The 16,169-nt window shown below is 72.1% G+C and carries 15 protein-coding genes; 5 read left to right on the top strand and 10 right to left on the bottom strand.

Annotation, left to right across the window (positions count from 1 at the left end; all coding sequences use genetic code 11):
- Positions 1-79 precede the first annotated feature (79 nt).
- Entirely contained in the window at positions 80-1,645 is a 1,566-nt protein-coding gene (locus tag ACTMTJ_RS18055) for a Na+/H+ antiporter (protein WP_441217959.1), read from the bottom strand.
- Between the two features lie 139 nt (positions 1,646-1,784).
- On the opposite strand from ACTMTJ_RS18055, the gene ACTMTJ_RS18050 reads away from it, so the two are divergent.
- Positions 1,785-2,636: an SGNH/GDSL hydrolase family protein gene (locus ACTMTJ_RS18050; RefSeq protein WP_441217957.1), complete on the top strand. Its 852-nt coding sequence runs from the start codon at positions 1,785-1,787 to the stop codon at positions 2,634-2,636.
- Here the strand turns inward: ACTMTJ_RS18050 and ACTMTJ_RS18045 are convergent.
- Together ACTMTJ_RS18045 and ACTMTJ_RS18040 are read right to left on the bottom strand one after the other, a co-directional pair.
- The gene (locus ACTMTJ_RS18045; RefSeq protein ID WP_441217955.1) at positions 2,608-3,327 is read right to left on the bottom strand and encodes an EcsC family protein; all 720 of its coding nucleotides are present in this window, start codon (positions 3,325-3,327) and stop codon (positions 2,608-2,610) included. The genes ACTMTJ_RS18050 and ACTMTJ_RS18045 overlap by 29 nt on opposite strands.
- Before the next feature lie 71 nt (positions 3,328-3,398).
- Complete coding sequence (locus tag ACTMTJ_RS18040; protein WP_441217953.1) at positions 3,399-4,274, bottom strand: peptidase M23; 876 nt, start codon at positions 4,272-4,274, stop codon at positions 3,399-3,401.
- Between the two features lie 1,062 nt (positions 4,275-5,336).
- On the opposite strand from ACTMTJ_RS18040, the gene add reads away from it, so the two are divergent.
- On the top strand, positions 5,337-6,308 hold the full coding sequence (gene add / locus ACTMTJ_RS18035) for an adenosine deaminase (protein ID WP_441217951.1): 972 nt from the start codon (positions 5,337-5,339) through the stop codon (positions 6,306-6,308).
- A gap of 33 nt (positions 6,309-6,341) precedes the next feature.
- Positions 6,342-7,268: a proteasome assembly chaperone family protein gene (locus ACTMTJ_RS18030; RefSeq protein WP_441217949.1), complete on the top strand. Its 927-nt coding sequence runs from the start codon at positions 6,342-6,344 to the stop codon at positions 7,266-7,268.
- Between the two features lie 45 nt (positions 7,269-7,313).
- Here ACTMTJ_RS18030 and ACTMTJ_RS18025 read toward each other — a convergent pair whose 3' ends face one another.
- The 6 genes from ACTMTJ_RS18025 to ACTMTJ_RS18000 all read right to left on the bottom strand — a co-directional run bounded on the left by ACTMTJ_RS18025 (position 7,314) and on the right by ACTMTJ_RS18000 (position 13,530).
- Positions 7,314-8,066, bottom strand: coding sequence for an ROK family protein (locus ACTMTJ_RS18025; RefSeq protein WP_441217948.1), 753 nt, complete (start codon positions 8,064-8,066; stop codon positions 7,314-7,316).
- Positions 8,067-8,106: 40 nt separating this feature from the next.
- Entirely contained in the window at positions 8,107-9,603 is a 1,497-nt protein-coding gene (locus tag ACTMTJ_RS18020) for a lysyl oxidase family protein (protein WP_441217946.1), read from the bottom strand.
- Positions 9,604-9,679: 76 nt separating this feature from the next.
- Positions 9,680-11,227, bottom strand: coding sequence for a PQQ-dependent sugar dehydrogenase (locus ACTMTJ_RS18015; RefSeq protein ID WP_441217944.1), 1,548 nt, complete (start codon positions 11,225-11,227; stop codon positions 9,680-9,682).
- A gap of 7 nt (positions 11,228-11,234) precedes the next feature.
- Complete coding sequence (locus ACTMTJ_RS18010) at positions 11,235-11,849, bottom strand: class F sortase (protein ID WP_441217942.1); 615 nt, start codon at positions 11,847-11,849, stop codon at positions 11,235-11,237.
- A 3-nt stretch (positions 11,850-11,852) separates the two neighbouring features.
- The gene (locus tag ACTMTJ_RS18005; protein ID WP_441217940.1) at positions 11,853-12,341 is read right to left on the bottom strand and encodes a hypothetical protein; all 489 of its coding nucleotides are present in this window, start codon (positions 12,339-12,341) and stop codon (positions 11,853-11,855) included.
- Positions 12,342-12,414: 73 nt separating this feature from the next.
- On the bottom strand, positions 12,415-13,530 hold the full coding sequence (locus tag ACTMTJ_RS18000) for a cellulose binding domain-containing protein (RefSeq protein ID WP_441217938.1): 1,116 nt from the start codon (positions 13,528-13,530) through the stop codon (positions 12,415-12,417).
- A gap of 121 nt (positions 13,531-13,651) precedes the next feature.
- Here ACTMTJ_RS18000 and ACTMTJ_RS17995 point away from each other — a divergent pair, with 121 nt between their 5' ends.
- On the top strand, positions 13,652-14,284 hold the full coding sequence (locus tag ACTMTJ_RS17995) for a hypothetical protein (RefSeq protein WP_441217936.1): 633 nt from the start codon (positions 13,652-13,654) through the stop codon (positions 14,282-14,284).
- Positions 14,285-14,346: 62 nt separating this feature from the next.
- Positions 14,347-15,039 (top strand): tRNA (guanosine(46)-N7)-methyltransferase TrmB, encoded by a 693-nt coding sequence (trmB, locus tag ACTMTJ_RS17990; protein WP_441217934.1) that lies wholly within the window; start codon positions 14,347-14,349, stop codon positions 15,037-15,039.
- 6 nt (positions 15,040-15,045) lie between these two features.
- Here trmB and ACTMTJ_RS17985 read toward each other — a convergent pair whose 3' ends face one another.
- Positions 15,046-16,164, bottom strand: coding sequence for a response regulator transcription factor (locus ACTMTJ_RS17985; protein ID WP_441217932.1), 1,119 nt, complete (start codon positions 16,162-16,164; stop codon positions 15,046-15,048).
- Positions 16,165-16,169 lie beyond the last annotated feature (5 nt).

Below are 16,169 nucleotides of genomic sequence, written 5' to 3'. Positions count from 1 at the left end.
CCCTACCACGCTCCGTCGCTCGGCGCTCGTCCGCCGTCGTGGTCGAGGCCCGTAGCCTCGCGACTCCCGCTCATCAAACTCAGTCCTCCGTCGTTCGCTGCAACAAAGACTCCTCCAGGTCCAGATCGCGCTGGGCCCGGCGGAGCACCTCCTCGGCGATGCGTCCCTCGTCGCGGGCGTTTCGGAACACCTCGCGCTCCGCGTCGATCATCTCGCGGCGCAGCCGACCATACGCCCGGGACGGCGTTTCCGCCGCGCCACCCAGCCGTTCCCACGCCTTGTTCACCCGGTGGTCGGCGAGGTCGCGCAGCCGCTCCACCGTCGCCGCCGGCGCGCCGTCGGCGAGCGCCTCCAGCCGCTCGCGGGCGGCGCGGCTGGCCGCGTTCTGGACGGCGGCCTCGGCGAGCGTGTCCTGGGTCGGATCGTCCGGCGGCACCCGGAAGCGCCGCGCGTACCAAGGCAGGGTCGCGCCCTGGAGCACCAGCGTCACCACGATCACCGCGAACGCCAGCCACACGAACAGCTCCCGCGGGTAGGCCACCTCGCTGGTCTCGGGCAGGGCCAGCGCGGCGGCCAGCGTGACCACGCCGCGCATCCCGGCCCAGCCGATCACGGCCGGGTAGCTGGCCGAGGGTACGGGATCCCGCTGGCGCGTCCGCGGCACGAGGCGGGCGGCGTACGTGGCCGGGAAGATCCACACAAACCGCACCGCGATGAGCGTGAACACGACCACGGCCGTGATCCAGATGACCTCGCTCCACGGGGTGTCCAGCTCCTGCACGATCTCGCGGAGCTGGAGCCCCACGAGCAGGAAGACCATTCCCTCCAACAGGAACCGGGCGATCCGCCAGAACCCGTCCATCTGTAGCCGGGACGCCGCCGACATCAGCGTCGGGAACCGGTGGCCGAGATAGAGTCCGGCGAACACCACCGCCACGACACCGGACGAGTGCGCCGCCTCGGCGGGCAGCATGATCAGAAATGGCGTGAGCAGCGACAACGCCGTGTCGATCAGCGGGTCCTTGATCCGCTTGTGCAGGAAGGCGATCACCAGCGCGCCGACCGCGCCGATGGCGATGCCGCCGCCGGCGGCGCGTACGACGTCGATGGTCACGTCGAAGAAGCCGACCGCGGCGCCGGTGGCGGCGGCCACCGACACCCGCAGCAGCACCAGCGCCGTGGCGTCGTTGATCAGGCTCTCGCCCTCGAGGATCGTCACCAGCCGGCGGGGCAGCCCGATCCGCCGCGCCACCGCCGTGGCCGCGACCGCGTCGGGCGGGGCGACCACCGCGCCGAGGGCCACGCAGAGCGCGTACGGCACCTCGGGCAGCAGCAGGTGCAGCACGGTGCCGACCGCGAACGCGGTGAAGATGACGAGCCCCACCGCGAGCAGCAGGATGGGCCGCAGGTTGAACCGGAACGCCGGCACCGACATCTCGATCGCGGCCACGTACAGCAGGGGCGGCAGGATGCCGACGAGCACGAGCTCCGGCTCGAGGTGCACCTCGGGCGCGAACGGCAGGAACGACATGCCGAGCCCCACGATCACCAGCACGATCGGCGCCAGCAGCCCCAGCTTGCGGGACAACGCCGTGCCGATCACCGCGATCGCCACCAGCGCGACGATCTCGCCCAGCCCATCCATGCGCAGAAGCTTATGCGGCCGTCCGCGTGTCATCGCCGCCACGCGGGCGTTCCGCGAAAGCGGGCCCTGGCACAGGCGGGCGGTCCGTTAGAGTAGTCAGGCCATTGCTGTCCGCTACCGAGACTTCGGGGATGCCGCGATGCGCCAACGCTGGACGACTGCCGTCCTCGCCCTTACCGCGATCCTGGCCCTGGCCTGCGAGGAGGGCGGTGCGGGCGGGCGGCCGGGAGCCACGACGAAGCCGGCCAACACCGACCTTCCGTCGTCGATGGCCGCGATCGGCGACTCGATCACGGCCGGGCTCGGTGCCTGCATCACGTACAAGGGCTGTGGCCGCCAGTCGTGGTCGACCGGCGAGAGCGGCCTCGTCGACAGCCACTACCGGCGGCTGCGCGACGACAACAAGGCGATCAAGGGCAACGCGCACAACTACGCCGTGCCGGGCTCCCGGGCGGCCGACCTGCCGGCACAGGCGGACAAGGCGGTCGGCGCCAAGGTCGAGTACGTGACGCTGCTCATCGGCGCCAACGACATCTGCCGCGCCAGCGTGGCCGACATGACGCCGGTCGCCGACTTCCGGCAGAGTCTCGACGCGACGCTGCGCCGCCTCAAGAAGGGGCTGCCGAAGGCGCGCGTGCTCGTGGTGAGCGTCCCCGACCTCAACCGCCTGTGGGAGATCGGCCACAAGGAGCGGCGCGCGGTGAAGGCGTGGTCGCGCGGCACCTGCCCGGCGCTGCTGGCCAACCCGACCTCCACCTCGGCGGAAGACACCGGCCGGCGGGCCGCGGTCGCCAAGCGGGTCGACGCGTACAACGGCCAGCTCGCGGCCGCCTGCAAGGCGTACGGCAACCGGTGCCTCTACGACGGCGGCGCGGCACACCGGGTCCGCTTCAGCCTCGACATGATCAACCGGGTGGACTGGTTTCACCCCGACTCGGACGGGCAGAGAAAGCTGGCCGAGGTCACCTACCCTCGCCGCTTCGCTGCCTAGGCACGGTTGGGCGATACAGCGCCTGGGTGCGCCGGGCCAGCTCTTTGGTGGCCGCCGAGTTGGCCCAGGTGCCGAAGACGACGCCGGCGCCCGGCACCACCTTGGCGACCATGCGCTTCGCGGCGCCGACACCGGCCATCTGGGCCAGCTTGACACCCAGCCGCAGAAACGTGCGCCCGGCGGCGGCCGGCTGGCCGAAGAGCGCGCCGGCCCGCTCGCGTCCCGCCGCCACTCCCAGCGCGAGCCGCGCGGTCTCGGCGACCTTGTGCACCTTCTGGAGGACGAGCAGGTCGGTGGCGCGGTCGTGGTGGGTCGGGTCGATCCCGTACGCGGCGGCGACGTGCAGCACCATCCGGGCCTGGGTCCAGGCGAGCACCCCGACGTCGACCACCGCTCCGGGCAGGCCGGCCGCGCCGGAGACCGCGCCGGACAGGCGGGCGAGGTTGACGAAGCGGCGCGTGGCACGGCGCGCCAGCTCGTCGGGGTGTACGTCGGGCTGCCGGGCCCGGGACTGCTCGGCCCAGCGCTTGGCCTCGGGGCCGAGTCGCCGCACCGCCTCCAAGGCGAGGTGCTCCGGCGCGTACTGCGGGTCGCTCTTCATGCGGTCCCACAAGCCGGCTGGCGGCTCGGCGGGTCCGTCTTCCGCGGTGGGGTCCTCGGACGCCGCCGTCGGCGGCTGAGGTTCGGTCACGGATGCCTCCGGGGGGCGAGGGGGGTCGTTCCATAGTGCCCGGAGGAAACCACCCCTCGCCCGTCCCGGAGTCAGCCGTTGGCGACGCCCTGCTGGATCAGCGACTTCACGACGGCGGTCGCGGCGCCCTCGTGCTTCGCGTATGCCTCGGGGAACGCCGAGACCTGCACCGCCTGCGCGGCGTACGTCAGCGGCATCCGGTCCCACCCCGGCACCTGGAGCAGGCCCTGGTAGAACTTCGTCGCCGCGTACTCCGGCTGCATCAGGCTGGCCACCGGGCCCCAGCCGGTGCTGGTGCGCTGCTGGAAGAGGCCGACCGAGTCGTGGTCCGCGCCGGTGCCCTGGTGCGGGTAGCGCTTCGACTCGGGCAGCACCTCGCTGGCCCGGTTGAGCAGCGTGCTCTCCTGCATCGCGGTGGCCACCGCGATGACCATGCCGCGCTGGGGCACGCCGTTCTTGGCGCCGGCCCGCACGATCGCGGCGGCGTTGTCGGTCTGCACCTGCGACAGGCCGGCGGCCGGGGTGAGCTTGGCGGGCGCCTTCTTCGGCGCCGCCTTCGGTGCGGCGGGGGCCTTGGCCGCCGGCTTCTTCGCGGCGGCACCGTCCTTCGTGGACTTCTTCTGGTCCGCGCCGGCCGCCTTGGCCGACCCGGCCTCGGCCCGCTCGGCGCGAGACACCGGCGCCTCGGCGGCCTCGGCCCGCTGCGCCTCGGCGTGCGCCGCGGCCACCGGGGAGAGGGCGGTCACCGGGCCGCTGGTGGCGGCGCCGGTCTCGGCGAAGGCGGCGAAGCCGAGGAGGCCGATGATGCCGGTGGCCACGCCGACCCGCACCCTGCGGGTGTTCAGCTGGTCGCGGATCTGCGACCAGTCGCGGGTGCGGAGCCACGCGGGCGCATCGGCCGCCCACTGCTTCGCGCGCTCCTCGACTACCGAGGGCAACGTCCGCATCCATGACGGAACGTGAACGCGGCGTGGGGCTCGGTGCCTTACGGGGGACCCGCCATCAGCCGAACGGTTAGTGCTGGCTGCGGCGGCGGACTGGGGGTTCTTCGTGTCGTCGTCACGCATCCAGCGAGGTTAGACAGTGCTTCTCGCGATCACACACAGTGATTTTGTGAGGCCGGCCACTTTGTTAGCCCAGCAAACCAGTCACCGAGCGTCACGGATGGGGCATCGGGCAATAACCTCGCCAGACCGGCAAGTCGGGTATGCCCAAAGAGTCATGACAAGACAGGAGATATCCTCCAAGATCGATGATCAAAGAGCGACATACCTCGACCTCCTCCGTTCGGCCGAGCCCCCCTCAACCCCGGAAAACCCGTCCGGGGGAACGGATTCAACACCGCGTAGTCACCCTTGGACACACCGTAGCGGAGGCGCCTGAGGCCACGCGCAAGAAAATTTGAGCTACCGCGATGTCCGCCGTGGTCCAGACCGCTGCTCCCGCGGCCTCACCCGTCCGCTGTTGGTCAAGCTGCGGACCTTGACATCCGAGACGCGCGGCTGACCGGACCGGCAAGGGTCCACGCCCCGCGGGAATCGCTTGCCCGCACAGGCTGGGCCGTCCTCGCCGGTCACCGCCTGTGACGCAGCGCCAGCAGGCTCAGTTGAGAACTTCCAGATCTAGGACAGTTAGGGTCGATATGGCGCCCTAACTCTCCAAGATCTCGAATCGTGGCCCGCGCGGACGACGGCGGCGGTTACCCACGGCAACGAAGCCTCCGCTTCGATCTCCCGCCGCCTGGACGGTAACAGGCATTGTGGACAAACACCGCCGCCCCCGACGGCGCGGGCCGCGGCCTCACCCGTGCGCGGCTGGTCAAGGGCGTCGCGGAGCGACGCCTCGGTCTTGTCTCGCGCACCTGGCAGCGGAGGTCGGGGATCTCGGCTCGCCCCGCGAGCCGCCGGCCGCCGCGGTCTCCGGCGGGAGCAGCGGTCCGCAGGTGACGCGGGCCCGGGAAATCCGCTCGTGAAAAGCGGCACGACACGACCAGCTCTAGGGTCGGACGTGTGCGGGATCTTCGACGGCTGCCGAAGGCCAATCTTCACCTCCACCTGACCGGCTCCATGCGCCCGGCAACGCTGGCCGACCTGGCCGACCGCTACGGCGTGCCGGTGCCGCCGCCGCTGACGCCGGGGATGGCGCACGGGTGGGCCGCGTTCCAGACCCGCTACGACGCGGCGCGCGCCGCCGTGCGTACCGCGGACGACGTCGCCCGTCTCGTGGCCGAGGCCGCCGCGGGCGACGCGGCCGATGGCGCGGGCTGGCTGGAGCTCCAGGTCGACCCCACCTCCTACGCGGAGCGGCTCGGCGGCCTGGAGCCGGTGGTCGAGGCCGTGCTGGCCGGCGCCAGGGGAGGCCGGACCGGCATCGTCCTGGCGGCGAGCTGGACCCGCCCGCCAGAGGTGGCGGTGGAGGTGGCGCGCCTGGCCGCCCGGTACGCCGGCGCCGGCGTCGTGGGCTTCGGACTGTCCAATGACGAGCGGCGCGGGCGGGTGGCCGACTTCGCGCCGGCGTTCCGGATCGCGGCGGAGGCCGGGCTGCTGGCCGTGCCGCACGCGGGCTTCTACGAGCCGGCCTGGCACGTGCGCGACTGCGTGACCACGCTCGGCGCCCGCCGCATCGGGCACGGCCTCAGCGCCGCCGCCGACCCGGCCACGCTCGACCTGCTCGCCGCGGAAGGCGTCGCGCTGGAGGTGTGCCCCACGTCATACCCTCCGCTCGGCGTCATCGCCGACTTCGCCGCCCTCCCCCTGCGTACCCTGCTCGACGCCGGCGTCCGGGTGGCCCTCGGCAGCGACGACCCGCTGCTGTTCCCGGGCGGCCTGCACCGGCAGTACGAGATCGCCCGGCACGAGCTGGGCTGCACCGACGCGGAGCTCGCGGTGCTGGCCCGGCATTCGGTGGAGGCCTCGGCGGCGCCGGCGGAGGTGCGGCGGCGGCTCGCGGCGGGAATCGACGCCTGGGTCGCCGGGGTTTAATAACGGGTAGACCGTTTGTCCCGAGGAGGACTGGTGCTCGATCCGCATGGCCTGTACGAGCTGGCCGACGACCTGCCCGACCTGGGCCGGCCGGTGCTGGTCCAGGCGCTGAGCGGCTTCGTCGACGCAGGTAACGCCGTCCGGCTGGCGCGTGAGCACCTTCTGGAGACCCTCGAGTCGCGGCCGGTGGCGACATTCGACATCGACCAGCTGCTCGACTACCGTTCCCGCCGCCCGCCGATGATCTTCATCGAAGACCACTGGGAGTCGTACGAGGCGCCCAAGCTCGAGCTGCACCTCGTGCACGACGACGCCGGCACCTCGTTCCTCCTGCTCACCGGCCCCGAGCCCGACCTTCAGTGGGAGCGGCTCGTGGCGGCGCTCACCGAGGTGGTCGCGCGGCTCGGCGTGCGGCTCACCGTCGGGCTCAACGCGATCCCGATGGCCGTGCCGCACACCCGGCCCACCGGCGTCACCGCACACGGCACCCGCCGCGAGCTCGTCGCCGGCTACGAGCCGTGGCTCCAGCGGGTGCAGGTGCCGGGCAGCGCCGGCCACCTGCTGGAGTTTCGCCTCGGTGAGAAGGGGCACGACGCGATGGGCTTCGCCGCCCATGTGCCGCACTACCTCGCCCAGGCGGAGTACCCCCCGGCCGCCGAGCAGCTGCTGACCTCGGTCTCCAAGTCGACCGGCCTGCTGCTGCCCACCGAGGGCCTGCGGCAGGCGTCCGAGACCGTGCGGGCCGACATCGACCAGCAGATCGCGCAGACCGCCGAGGCGGCTGAGCTGGTGCGGGCGCTGGAGGAGCAGTACGACGCGTTCACCCGCGGCCGCCAGCGCGGCGCCAACCTCCTCGCCGACAGCGGCCCGCTGCCGACGGCCGAGGAGCTGGGTGCCGAGCTGGAGCGCTTCCTGGCCGAGCAGGGGAAGTCGGGAGACTCAGGCCCTAGCGCGCCGTGATCAAAGCTCCTCTCGAGCCGTTCCAACGGCTTGGAGGAGCTTCGATCACGGACGGGTCAGTGACCAGGCGCGCACGCCGCCGATGATGCCGGCGGTGTTGGGCACGACCACCACGTCGTCGCCCATCCGGGTGAGCTGCTCGGGGCGGATCCGGCGGGCGTTGCCGCCGCCGATGTAGAGGCGGTCCCACAGGAAGACCGGCCGCAGCCCGTCGACGATCGCCCGGATCCGCCGCGACCAGAAGGCGTCGCCCAGACGGCGCCGCTCGTGCTCACCGATGTACGTGTCGTAGCTCATCCCCCACCGCACCGGCGCCTGGGAAAACTCCAGGTGCGGCGCGAGGATGCCGCCGTCGAAGAGCGCACAGCCGAGCCCGGTGCCGAGCGTGAGCACCAGCTCCAGCCCGGTGCCGGCGACCACGCCGGCGCCGTGCACCTCGGCGTCGTTGAGCACCAGGGTGGGCAGGCCGAGCGCGTCGTTGAGCGCGGTGCGGGCGTCGAAGCCGGACCACTGCGTGACGAGGTCCGGGTCCACCTTGGTACGCGGGCCGTTGCGGGTCACGTAGTGCGGCGTCGCCACCACCACGCCGTGCCGGATCATCCCCGGCATGCCGACGGTGGCCCGGTCGGCGGTGGGTAGCTTGCCCGCCAGGTCGCCGAGGGTCTGCACGAACAGGGTCGGCGGCAGCGGGTACGGCGTGGGCACCCGCACCGGCTGGGCGCGCATCGTGCCCGCCTCGTCCAGCACGGACGCCTTGATGCCGCCCCCGCCACAGTCGATCGCCAGCGTGGTAGTCACCCCGCCAGTGTGCCTGGCGGGGTGCTTCACCACCGGTTGATCAGCCCACCACGCCGTAGTGTGGCGGCACTTCCACGGTCCGCGCCCCCGGCTCGCCACCGAGGATGACCTTGCGGAGCGAGCTGTTGTTCGTCTTGTCCGACTCGATCAGCTTGTTGTCCGGGTTGGCGACCACCTCGACGTAGTACGTCCCGTTCGGCAGGTCGGTGATGTCGAACGACTGGCCCGGCAGGAACTGTCCGTACGTGTCGCCGTTGCCGATGTCGAGGACCTCCCGCACCGCGATCGAACCCTGCTCGCCGCAGGACGTGTTCAGCTCGGTGTTCTCCGGCTTCCAGTTGGCCCGCGGGAGTGTGAGGTCCACCGCGTCGGTGTTGGCCAGGCAGAAGGCCTCCTTGCCGCTGCGCACCGCGAGCTGCTGGCTGGCGTCGAGCAGCCGGTACTGGGCGAAGTCGGTGAAGTGCCAGTGGTTGTGCCCGTCGCGGTCGTCCCACTCCATCGTGCCGACCTGGGCGTACCCGGTCTGGTTGCCCTGGGCGTCGTAGAAGTACTGGTAGGCGTCCATGATGTCCTGGCCGGACCGGCGGAAGCCGTCGACGACGAGCGGTGACCGCCCGCCGAGCCACACCGTGGCGTTGAAGGACAGGTAGTCGTGCCCCTCCTCGGCGTCGTACGCGCCGATCTCGATGCCCCACGCGGGCAGCGACCGGAGGTCCGGCTTCGGCCCGGCGACGACCTTGCCCTTGCCGGCCGGGCGCGCGGCCGCCGGCTGCCCACCGGCGTTACCGGCGGCGAAGCGGGCGTGCTGGTCGGGCGTGTGGTGCGCGTGCTCGTCCGCCGGGGCGGCGGACTGCCGCCGGGGTTCGCCCGGGTCGACCGAGCGCACGGTGACCCGCACCGTCGCGCTCGACTGGTCGGCCGGGATGCCGAAGAGGTCGCGGTACGGCTGGTTGACCGTCACGGTCGCCGTGTAGGTGCCGTCGGGCAGGTCGACCGGCTCCTTCTGCCACCACGCCCCCGAGGTGGGCACGCTCCACCCGGCCTGGATCCCCCAGACCGCCCCGAGCGTGAACGGGTTGGTCGCGCAGTCCCTCGGGTACGGCGAGGTGTCCGGCGCGTCGGGCCGGCTGCGCGCGCCGTAGCCGTTGGGGCAGAACTCCTCGTCCCGTTCGAGGACCACCGCGCCGGTGGCGTCCGTGATCCGGGTGTGGGTGAACGCGCTGAAGCCGGAGAAGCTGGTGAGGAGCCCGGCCGGCAGCTGTGTCGCGCGGGCACCGGTGCCCTGCGTCGCCACGATCGGGTCGGCGTACGAAGCGCGCTTGGCACGGATCTCGAACGGCTTCTTGCCGGCCACGACGTGGGTGCCGAGGTCGAGCCAGACGCCCTCGTCGGGATAGCGTTCGAGGGTCACCGCGCTGGTCGCCGCGACGAAGCTGAGGGGCGGCGGTGCGGGCGCCGCGGCGGCCACCGCACCGCCGTTCATCGCCAGCACCACCGCCCCGACCGCGAGTGGACGAAGCAGTTTCGTGGTTGCCATTTCCTCCCCGTTCTGTCGTGGGTGGACCGAGGTGGCCCACCCACATAGACAGACGCGAGTCGGACGGGAAGGGTTGCTAAGCGCTCGCGCACACCGTCCCATTTAGACGGAACTCCGCCGGGCGGTTGTTCGTGCCGCTGTAGGTGGCCTGGAAGCCGAAGGTCACGTTGCCGTTGGTCGGGATCGCGCCGTTGTAGCTGACGTTTCGCGCGGTCACGCCGGTGCCGCTCTGGGTCACCTGGGTGTTCCAGGCGTTGGTGACCTGCTGGTTGCCGCCGAACGTCCAGGTGAGCGCCCAGCTGCTGACCGCCGCGGCGCGGTTGGTGATGGTCACGTTCGCGGTGAAACCGTTGCTCCACTGGTTCACCTGGTACGCGACCGTGCAGCTACCGGTGACCGGCGGCGTGGTGGGCGGCGTCGTCGGCGGGGTCGTGGGCGGCGTCGTTGGTGGTGTGGTCGGCGGGGTGGTGGGCGGCGTCGTCGGCGGGGTCGTGACCGTACCGACCGGCGGGAAGCGCAGCACGCGGTCGTCGTTGGCGGCGGGCGAGCCGCGGCCGTCACGGTTGCTGGTGGTCACCCAGAGCCAGCCGTCCGGGCCGACGACGACGGCGCGCAGCCGCCCGAACTGGCCCTGGAGCCGTGCGGTCGGGCTGCCCGTGACGCCACCGCTGCCGTCCAGCGTGACCTGCCACAGCCGGGTGCCGCGGAGCGCGGCGACGAAGAGCGCGTTGCCGTCGATGGCCGCGCCGCTGGGCGACGCCTCGGCGGTGGTCCACTGCACGATCGGGTCGCGGAAGCGCGGGTCACCGGCCCGCCCCTCGACCGTCGGCCAGCCGTAGTTGCCACCCGGCACGATCTGGTTGACCTCGTCCCACGTGTTCTGCCCGAACTCGCTGGCGTAGAGCCGCCCGGCCGGGTCCCAGGCCAGGCCCTGCACGTTGCGGTGGCCGAGGCTGTAGACGAGCGAGCCGGCGGTGGGGTTGTCCGGCGGCGCGCTGCCGTCCGGCCGCATCCGCAGGATCTTGCCGTTGCGGCTCTGCGGGTTCTGCGAGTTGGCGGTGTTGCCGGCGTCGCCGACGCCCGCGTACAGCATGCCGTCCGGACCGAACGCGATCCGGCCGCCGTCGTGGATGGTGGCCCGGGCGAGACCGGTGAGGATCGGCGTCTGGGTCTGCGGGTTGGCGAGCGTGAAGCGGGCGATCCGGTTGTCGGAGGCGGTCGTGAAGTACACGTAGACGAAGCCGTCCTGCGCGTACGTCGGCGAGACCGCGATCCCGAGCAGGCCGGACTCGCCGCTCGCCGAGACGCCGCTGATCGTGGCCACCTGCGTGGCCTGGCCGCCGCCGGCCGGGATGCGCAGCACACGACCGCTATTGCGCTCGGTGACCAGCGCGCTGCCGTCGGGCAGGAAGGCGAGGGCCCACGGCACGGTGAGGCCGCTGGCCGCGGTCTGCGGCGCGGACCAGTTGAAGTTTCCGTTGGCGAGGGTGGTGATCGGACCATCGGCGGCCGCGTTCGCCGCGATGGCGACGCCGGCCCCGCCGGCGGTCGCCACAAGAGTGGCCAGGGCGATGACGATTCGGGTACGCACGGTGATCTCCTCAGCGCATACAATGATCGTCATCAATCTATCATGGGTTCTTGGTCTCCACGAGCGACGCGAACGCCACGATGTTGTCCTGGTAACCGATGCTCCCGCCGATCCACCGACCGCCGCAGGTGATGAGGCGGAGACCGGGCCGGCTGTAGTCGCCGTAGACCCGGTCGGCGGGGAGCTTGGACTTGCCGAAGCGCTCCACCGAGTTGACCTCGAAGATCGCTATCGAGCGATCCCGGCGGGTGATCTCGATCTTGGCGCCGGGCTTGAGCTTGGGCAGCGAGAAGAAGATGGACGGGCCGTCCTTGGTGTCGGCGTGCCCGACGAGGACGGCCGGGCCGAACTCGCCCGGCGTCGGCCCGCGGTCGTACCAGCCGGCCTCGTTGTGCCGGTGCACCGAGGGCACCGAGATCGAGCCGTCGTCGGCCAGGCCGACGCCGTGCACCGGCGCCTTCACGTCGATCGACGGGATCACGATGCGGATCGGCCGGCTCGGCTCCAGCAGCGGAAACTCGCGCGGCGGCGGCTTGGAGTCACCGGACAGGGCCGCCCAGAGGCCGGTGTCTTCGGTCAGGCCGGCGCCGACCGCGAGCACACCGGCGATCGCGACCACGATGGCGACCGGACCGGTGAACCGGGTGGCGGCCATCGCTCAGGTCGTCTCCGCGCGGCGGCGGCGCAGCGTATACACCCCGAGCAGCGCGCCGGCGACGATCGCGACCATGCCCCCGCCGACGAGCAGGCCGCCCGAGCCGTCGTCGGCCATGCCACCGAAGCCGGTGGCCGGCCCCTCGCTCGGCCGCCCGCCGTCGAGCACGTTGAGCCGGGCGGTGGCTGACCCGCCGCCGTCGCAGGTCAGCCGCACGTTGTAGCGGCGGGGGTCCTTGTCGGCGGGCACCGTGACCGCCGCGGTCAGCACGTCGAACTGCGGGTAGACCTTGACCTCGCCGAACGCGTCGGACTCCACAGTGGCCGGTTTGGTGTTGTCGTCGCAGCTCGCGCGGATGCCCACGAGATATCCAGCCTGGACGGTCGCCGGGTTGAGCTCGACATACACCGCGGCGGCCCGTGCGGGCGCCGCGGTGGACAGGACCACGGCCACGACGGCGGCGGCCGCTGCGATGGCGCCGCGTCCTCCCATGGTCAGATTCTCCCCGTGATCGGGTAGACCTTCAAGTCACCATCGGGAGGACGCGGCGCCGCCGATTGATCTTTTACGTCGCGGTGCAGGTGAGCGTGGGTGCCGTGTGGGAACCGTTCCAGCTGGCGATGAAGCCGAAGGTGACCGAGGCGTTCGGGCCGACCGCGCCGTTGTAGCCGGCGTTCGTGACGGTCACAGTGGACCCGCTCTGCGTGTACGAGCCGCCCCACATCTGGTTGACCTGCTGCCCGTTCGCGAAGGTCAACACGACCCGCCACCCGCGAGTGGCCGCGGTGCCGTTGTTGCGCACGGTCACCTCACCCTGGAAGCCACCCGGCCACTGGCCGACGCCCCGGTAGGTCGCGCCGCACCCGCTGCCCGGCGGCGGTCCGGTGGTCGGCGGCGCGGTCGTCGGGGGCCCGGTCGTGGGCGGCGCGGTCGTCGGCGGGGCGGTCGTCGGCGGGGCGGTCGTCGGGGTCACGCCACCCAGGGCGGCCGCGAGCGCCGGGTACCACTTGTCCGACATCTTCTGGTCGCCGCTCGCGTTCGGGTGTACCCCGTCGTAGGTGTCGGTGGCGGTGTCGAAGCCGGTCCACTGGTCGACCACGGTGATCGGCGACTGGCTGGTGGTCTTGCTCGCGGCCCAGGCCGGGATCGCGTTGTTGAACGAGACGACCCGCTGCCCGCACTCGGCGCACTGGCTGGTGCCCATCGGGATGATCTTCGCGACCAGGATCCGCATGTTCGCGTTGCTGGCCCGCATCTGGTCGACGAGCTTCGAGAACGCGGCCAGGATGACGTCGTTGGGGCGGTTGCTCCAGACGTCGTTGGTGCCGAAGTGCATCATCACGACGTCGGGCCGGGTGGCGGCGAGCCAGCCCACCAGCTGGTTCTGGTCGGCGACGTTGGTTGCCAGGAAGCCACCGTGGCCCTCGTTGTCTCCGTCGTGCGCCACGCCGCAGCCCTGTGGCGGGAGCGTGCCGACGAAGTCGACGTCGGTGAGGCCGGCGCTCTGAAGCCGGTTCCACAGGATGGCGCGCCAGCAGCCCGGCGAGCCGGTGATCGAGTCGCCGAGGGGCATGACGCGCACCGGGGCGGCCGCACTGGCCTCCGGGGCGGTCAGGACCTGCTGACCGGCGATGGCTGCTCCGACGGCCAGCAGGCCGGCGAGCAGGGATCTTCTCCACATGGGTCGCATTGAAGCATGTAGATACATGGCAACTCAACCGGTTCAGGAACTAAGTTTGTCGTACCGTCGGATTAGTATGTGTGTACGAACACGGCTCGTCACTTTCGGTTAGGAGACTGCTGTGACCGGCGCCCCTCCCCCCTACGCCACCTTGCTCGCGTTCACCCGTTATGTCGGGCGCACCGGCCCTCGCAAGGCCACCTTCGTCTCCGGTCTGCGCCGCCAGCGCGAGTCCGGCTCCGGCTTCAACCCGCACGGCACGCTGGTCAAGGCGCTCAAGGCCGACATTCAGTTCCGCACCGGCGGAGCGCAGCTCGCGGCCGCCGTCGACCTGGTCCGACCGCGCTGGCGCCCGCTCTACGAGGCGCTCACCCCCGGCGCCCTCGCCTACCTTGGTTCGCTCGGCGATCCGGCGGCCGTCGGCGTGGCACAGACCCGCGACGCGCTCGGCGTGCTCGGCGGCCTCTCCATCAAGGTCAATCCGCACCTGGGCCTGCGCTACGACGACGGTCGGGCCGAGGCGGTCCGCCTGCACTTCGACCCCGACCCGCCGGCCGACGAGGCCCTGCTGGCCACGCTCCACCTGATGTCCCGCCACATGCACCAGGTCCTCCCGCACGCCACCCCCGTGGTGGTAGACGTCCGCCGCGGCGAGATCCACCGCCCCGACCCGGCGACCAAGCCGGAGGAGGTCGAGCGCTGGCTGACCGGCGAGGCCGCCGCCTTCGCCGCCATGTGGACGGCGGTCGCCTGACCCGCCCGTGATCAAAGGCGGCGGCGCCGGGCGCCCGGCGCCGCCGTATCCTTGGGCGCGTTATGACTTCTCTCGCTCATCCCGCCCGCGTGCGGACGTTCCACCCGCGCCGGGGGCGGATGACCGGGCGCCACGCCGACGCGCTCACCCGGCTCTGGCCTCTCTGGGGCGTCACCATCCCCGAGACGCCGGCGAGCCGTCTCGACCTCGACGAGCTGTTCGGGCGGCGGGCGCCGGTCGTGCTGGAGATCGGCTCCGGCATGGGTGAGGCGACGATCGCGATGGCCGCCGCCGACCCGGGCCGTGACTACCTCGCCGTCGACGTGCACACCCCCGGCGTGGCCAACCTGCTCGCCGTGGTCGAGGAGCGCGGGCTGACCAACGTGCGGGTCGGCCTCGGCGACGCGATCACGCTGCTGCGCCACATGCTCGCGCCGGAAAGCCTGAGCGCGGTGCACGCCTTCTTCCCCGACCCGTGGCCCAAGGCCCGCCACCACAAGCGCCGGCTCTTTCAGCCCGACCACGTGGCGCTGCTACGGTCGCGGCTCGCGCCCGGCGGCCGGCTGCGGTGCGCGACCGACTGGGCCGAGTACGCCGAGGTCATGCTCGAAACCCTGAGCGCCGACTCAGCGCTGGTCAACGAGCACGAGGGGTTCGCGCCGCGCCTGGCCGAGCGCCCGGTCACGAAGTTCGAGCAGCGCGGTGTCGAGGCCGGCCGGGAGATCTTCGACCTCTCGTTTCGGCGGCCACAGTAGACAGTCCTATGTAAACGCCACGGTGGGCATCCGGAAAAGCGGCCCGGCCGGGTTTTCCCGCGGCGCGGGCTCGGCCGAAGGCGCCTTCCCCGAGCGGGCGGTCAGCGTGTCGGTGAAGTGCCCGGTCGACGGCGGGTCGAGCACCAGATAGCCGGCGGCGACGAGGTTGAGCACCGGCACGAGCTGCTGCGCCACCTCGCTCGAAGGCACCAGCCCGAGGATCCCGTGCGCCACCGCCTCCGCCATGCCGCGCCGGTCGATCGGGTGGTCGTGCACCATTACGGCCGACCAGCCGAGAGCCGCGCCGGCCTGCCACTGGTCGACGGTCGGGTTGACGAGCACCCGGATCACCGGCCCGCGGTGCGTACGGAGCCAGTGCACCTGTGCGACCGCCTCCGGTCCGTGTTCGCGGACGACCGCGAGCCGGTGGGCGATGAGCGTGGTGACGACGAGGTCGAGCACCGGTCCGGGGTTGCCCACCGCCACCGCCAGCACCGGGCGTCCCGTGGGAGGGGGCGGCTCCTCGTCCGGGTGGCTCGGCGGCGCCGGCGGCCGCGCGGCGACGGGTGGCGGTGGCACGCCGAGCTTCGCGTACACCCGGCGCCGGTGGTTTTCCACGGTGCCCGCGCTGATCGCCAGCAGGTCCGCGATCTCGCCGACGTGGTGCCCCGAGCGCAGCAGCAGGAGGATCTCGCGCTGGCGACTGGTGAGCGCCGCGCCGTTCGCGGTCTGCCAGGTGCCGGCCGGCAGCGCGCGGAGCACGGCGAGAAGGCCTCCGAGGCCGTGCGTGTACGGCACGACGGCCGCCAGACCCACGTCGCCGAGCGCGGCGAAGTCGTGGCTCGACAGCCGCTCGTACACAACCACCGCCGCGATGCCCGGAAACCGCTCGCGGAGCACGCGGATCGCGGGCAGGTGCTCGCCCGGCCGCGGCCCGCCGTCGATGAGCGCGATGTCGGGCCGCTGCGACTCGGTGAGCGGGATCAACTCGGCACAGCCGGCGGCCTGCCCCACGAGGGTGAAGTCCGGCAGCGTGCCGAGGTATGCCGCCACCGCGTCGCGGCGGAGTTGGTCGACGGAACACACCGCGATGCGGCTGGGTCCCGGCGGTGTTCCACTGCCCATGGGCC

This window comes from Phytohabitans sp. LJ34, assembly GCF_052068095.1.
GTDB lineage: Bacteria > Actinomycetota > Actinomycetes > Mycobacteriales > Micromonosporaceae > Phytohabitans.
Note: the sequence above shows the minus strand (reverse complement) of the source record. Positions and strands in the feature narration are given on the sequence as shown.

Bases quoted from the DNA above. Each gene is read 5' to 3' on its own strand.
- ACTMTJ_RS18020 (WP_441217946.1), bottom strand. From the start codon at position 9,603: ATGGCAACCACGAAACTGCTTCGTCCACTCGCGGTCGGGGCGGTGGTG.
- ACTMTJ_RS18005 (WP_441217940.1), bottom strand. From the start codon at position 12,341: ATGGGAGGACGCGGCGCCATCGCAGCGGCCGCCGCCGTCGTGGCCGTG.
- ACTMTJ_RS18040 (WP_441217953.1), bottom strand. From the start codon at position 4,274: ATGCGGACGTTGCCCTCGGTAGTCGAGGAGCGCGCGAAGCAGTGGGCG.
- ACTMTJ_RS18010 (WP_441217942.1), bottom strand. From the start codon at position 11,849: ATGGCCGCCACCCGGTTCACCGGTCCGGTCGCCATCGTGGTCGCGATC.
- trmB (WP_441217934.1), top strand. From the start codon at position 14,347: ATGACTTCTCTCGCTCATCCCGCCCGCGTGCGGACGTTCCACCCGCGC.
- ACTMTJ_RS18050 (WP_441217957.1), top strand. From the start codon at position 1,785: ATGCGCCAACGCTGGACGACTGCCGTCCTCGCCCTTACCGCGATCCTG.
- ACTMTJ_RS18055 (WP_441217959.1), bottom strand. From the start codon at position 1,645: ATGGATGGGCTGGGCGAGATCGTCGCGCTGGTGGCGATCGCGGTGATC.
- ACTMTJ_RS18000 (WP_441217938.1), bottom strand. From the start codon at position 13,530: ATGTGGAGAAGATCCCTGCTCGCCGGCCTGCTGGCCGTCGGAGCAGCC.
- ACTMTJ_RS18015 (WP_441217944.1), bottom strand. From the start codon at position 11,227: ATGACGATCATTGTATGCGCTGAGGAGATCACCGTGCGTACCCGAATC.
- ACTMTJ_RS17985 (WP_441217932.1), bottom strand. From the start codon at position 16,164: ATGGGCAGTGGAACACCGCCGGGACCCAGCCGCATCGCGGTGTGTTCC.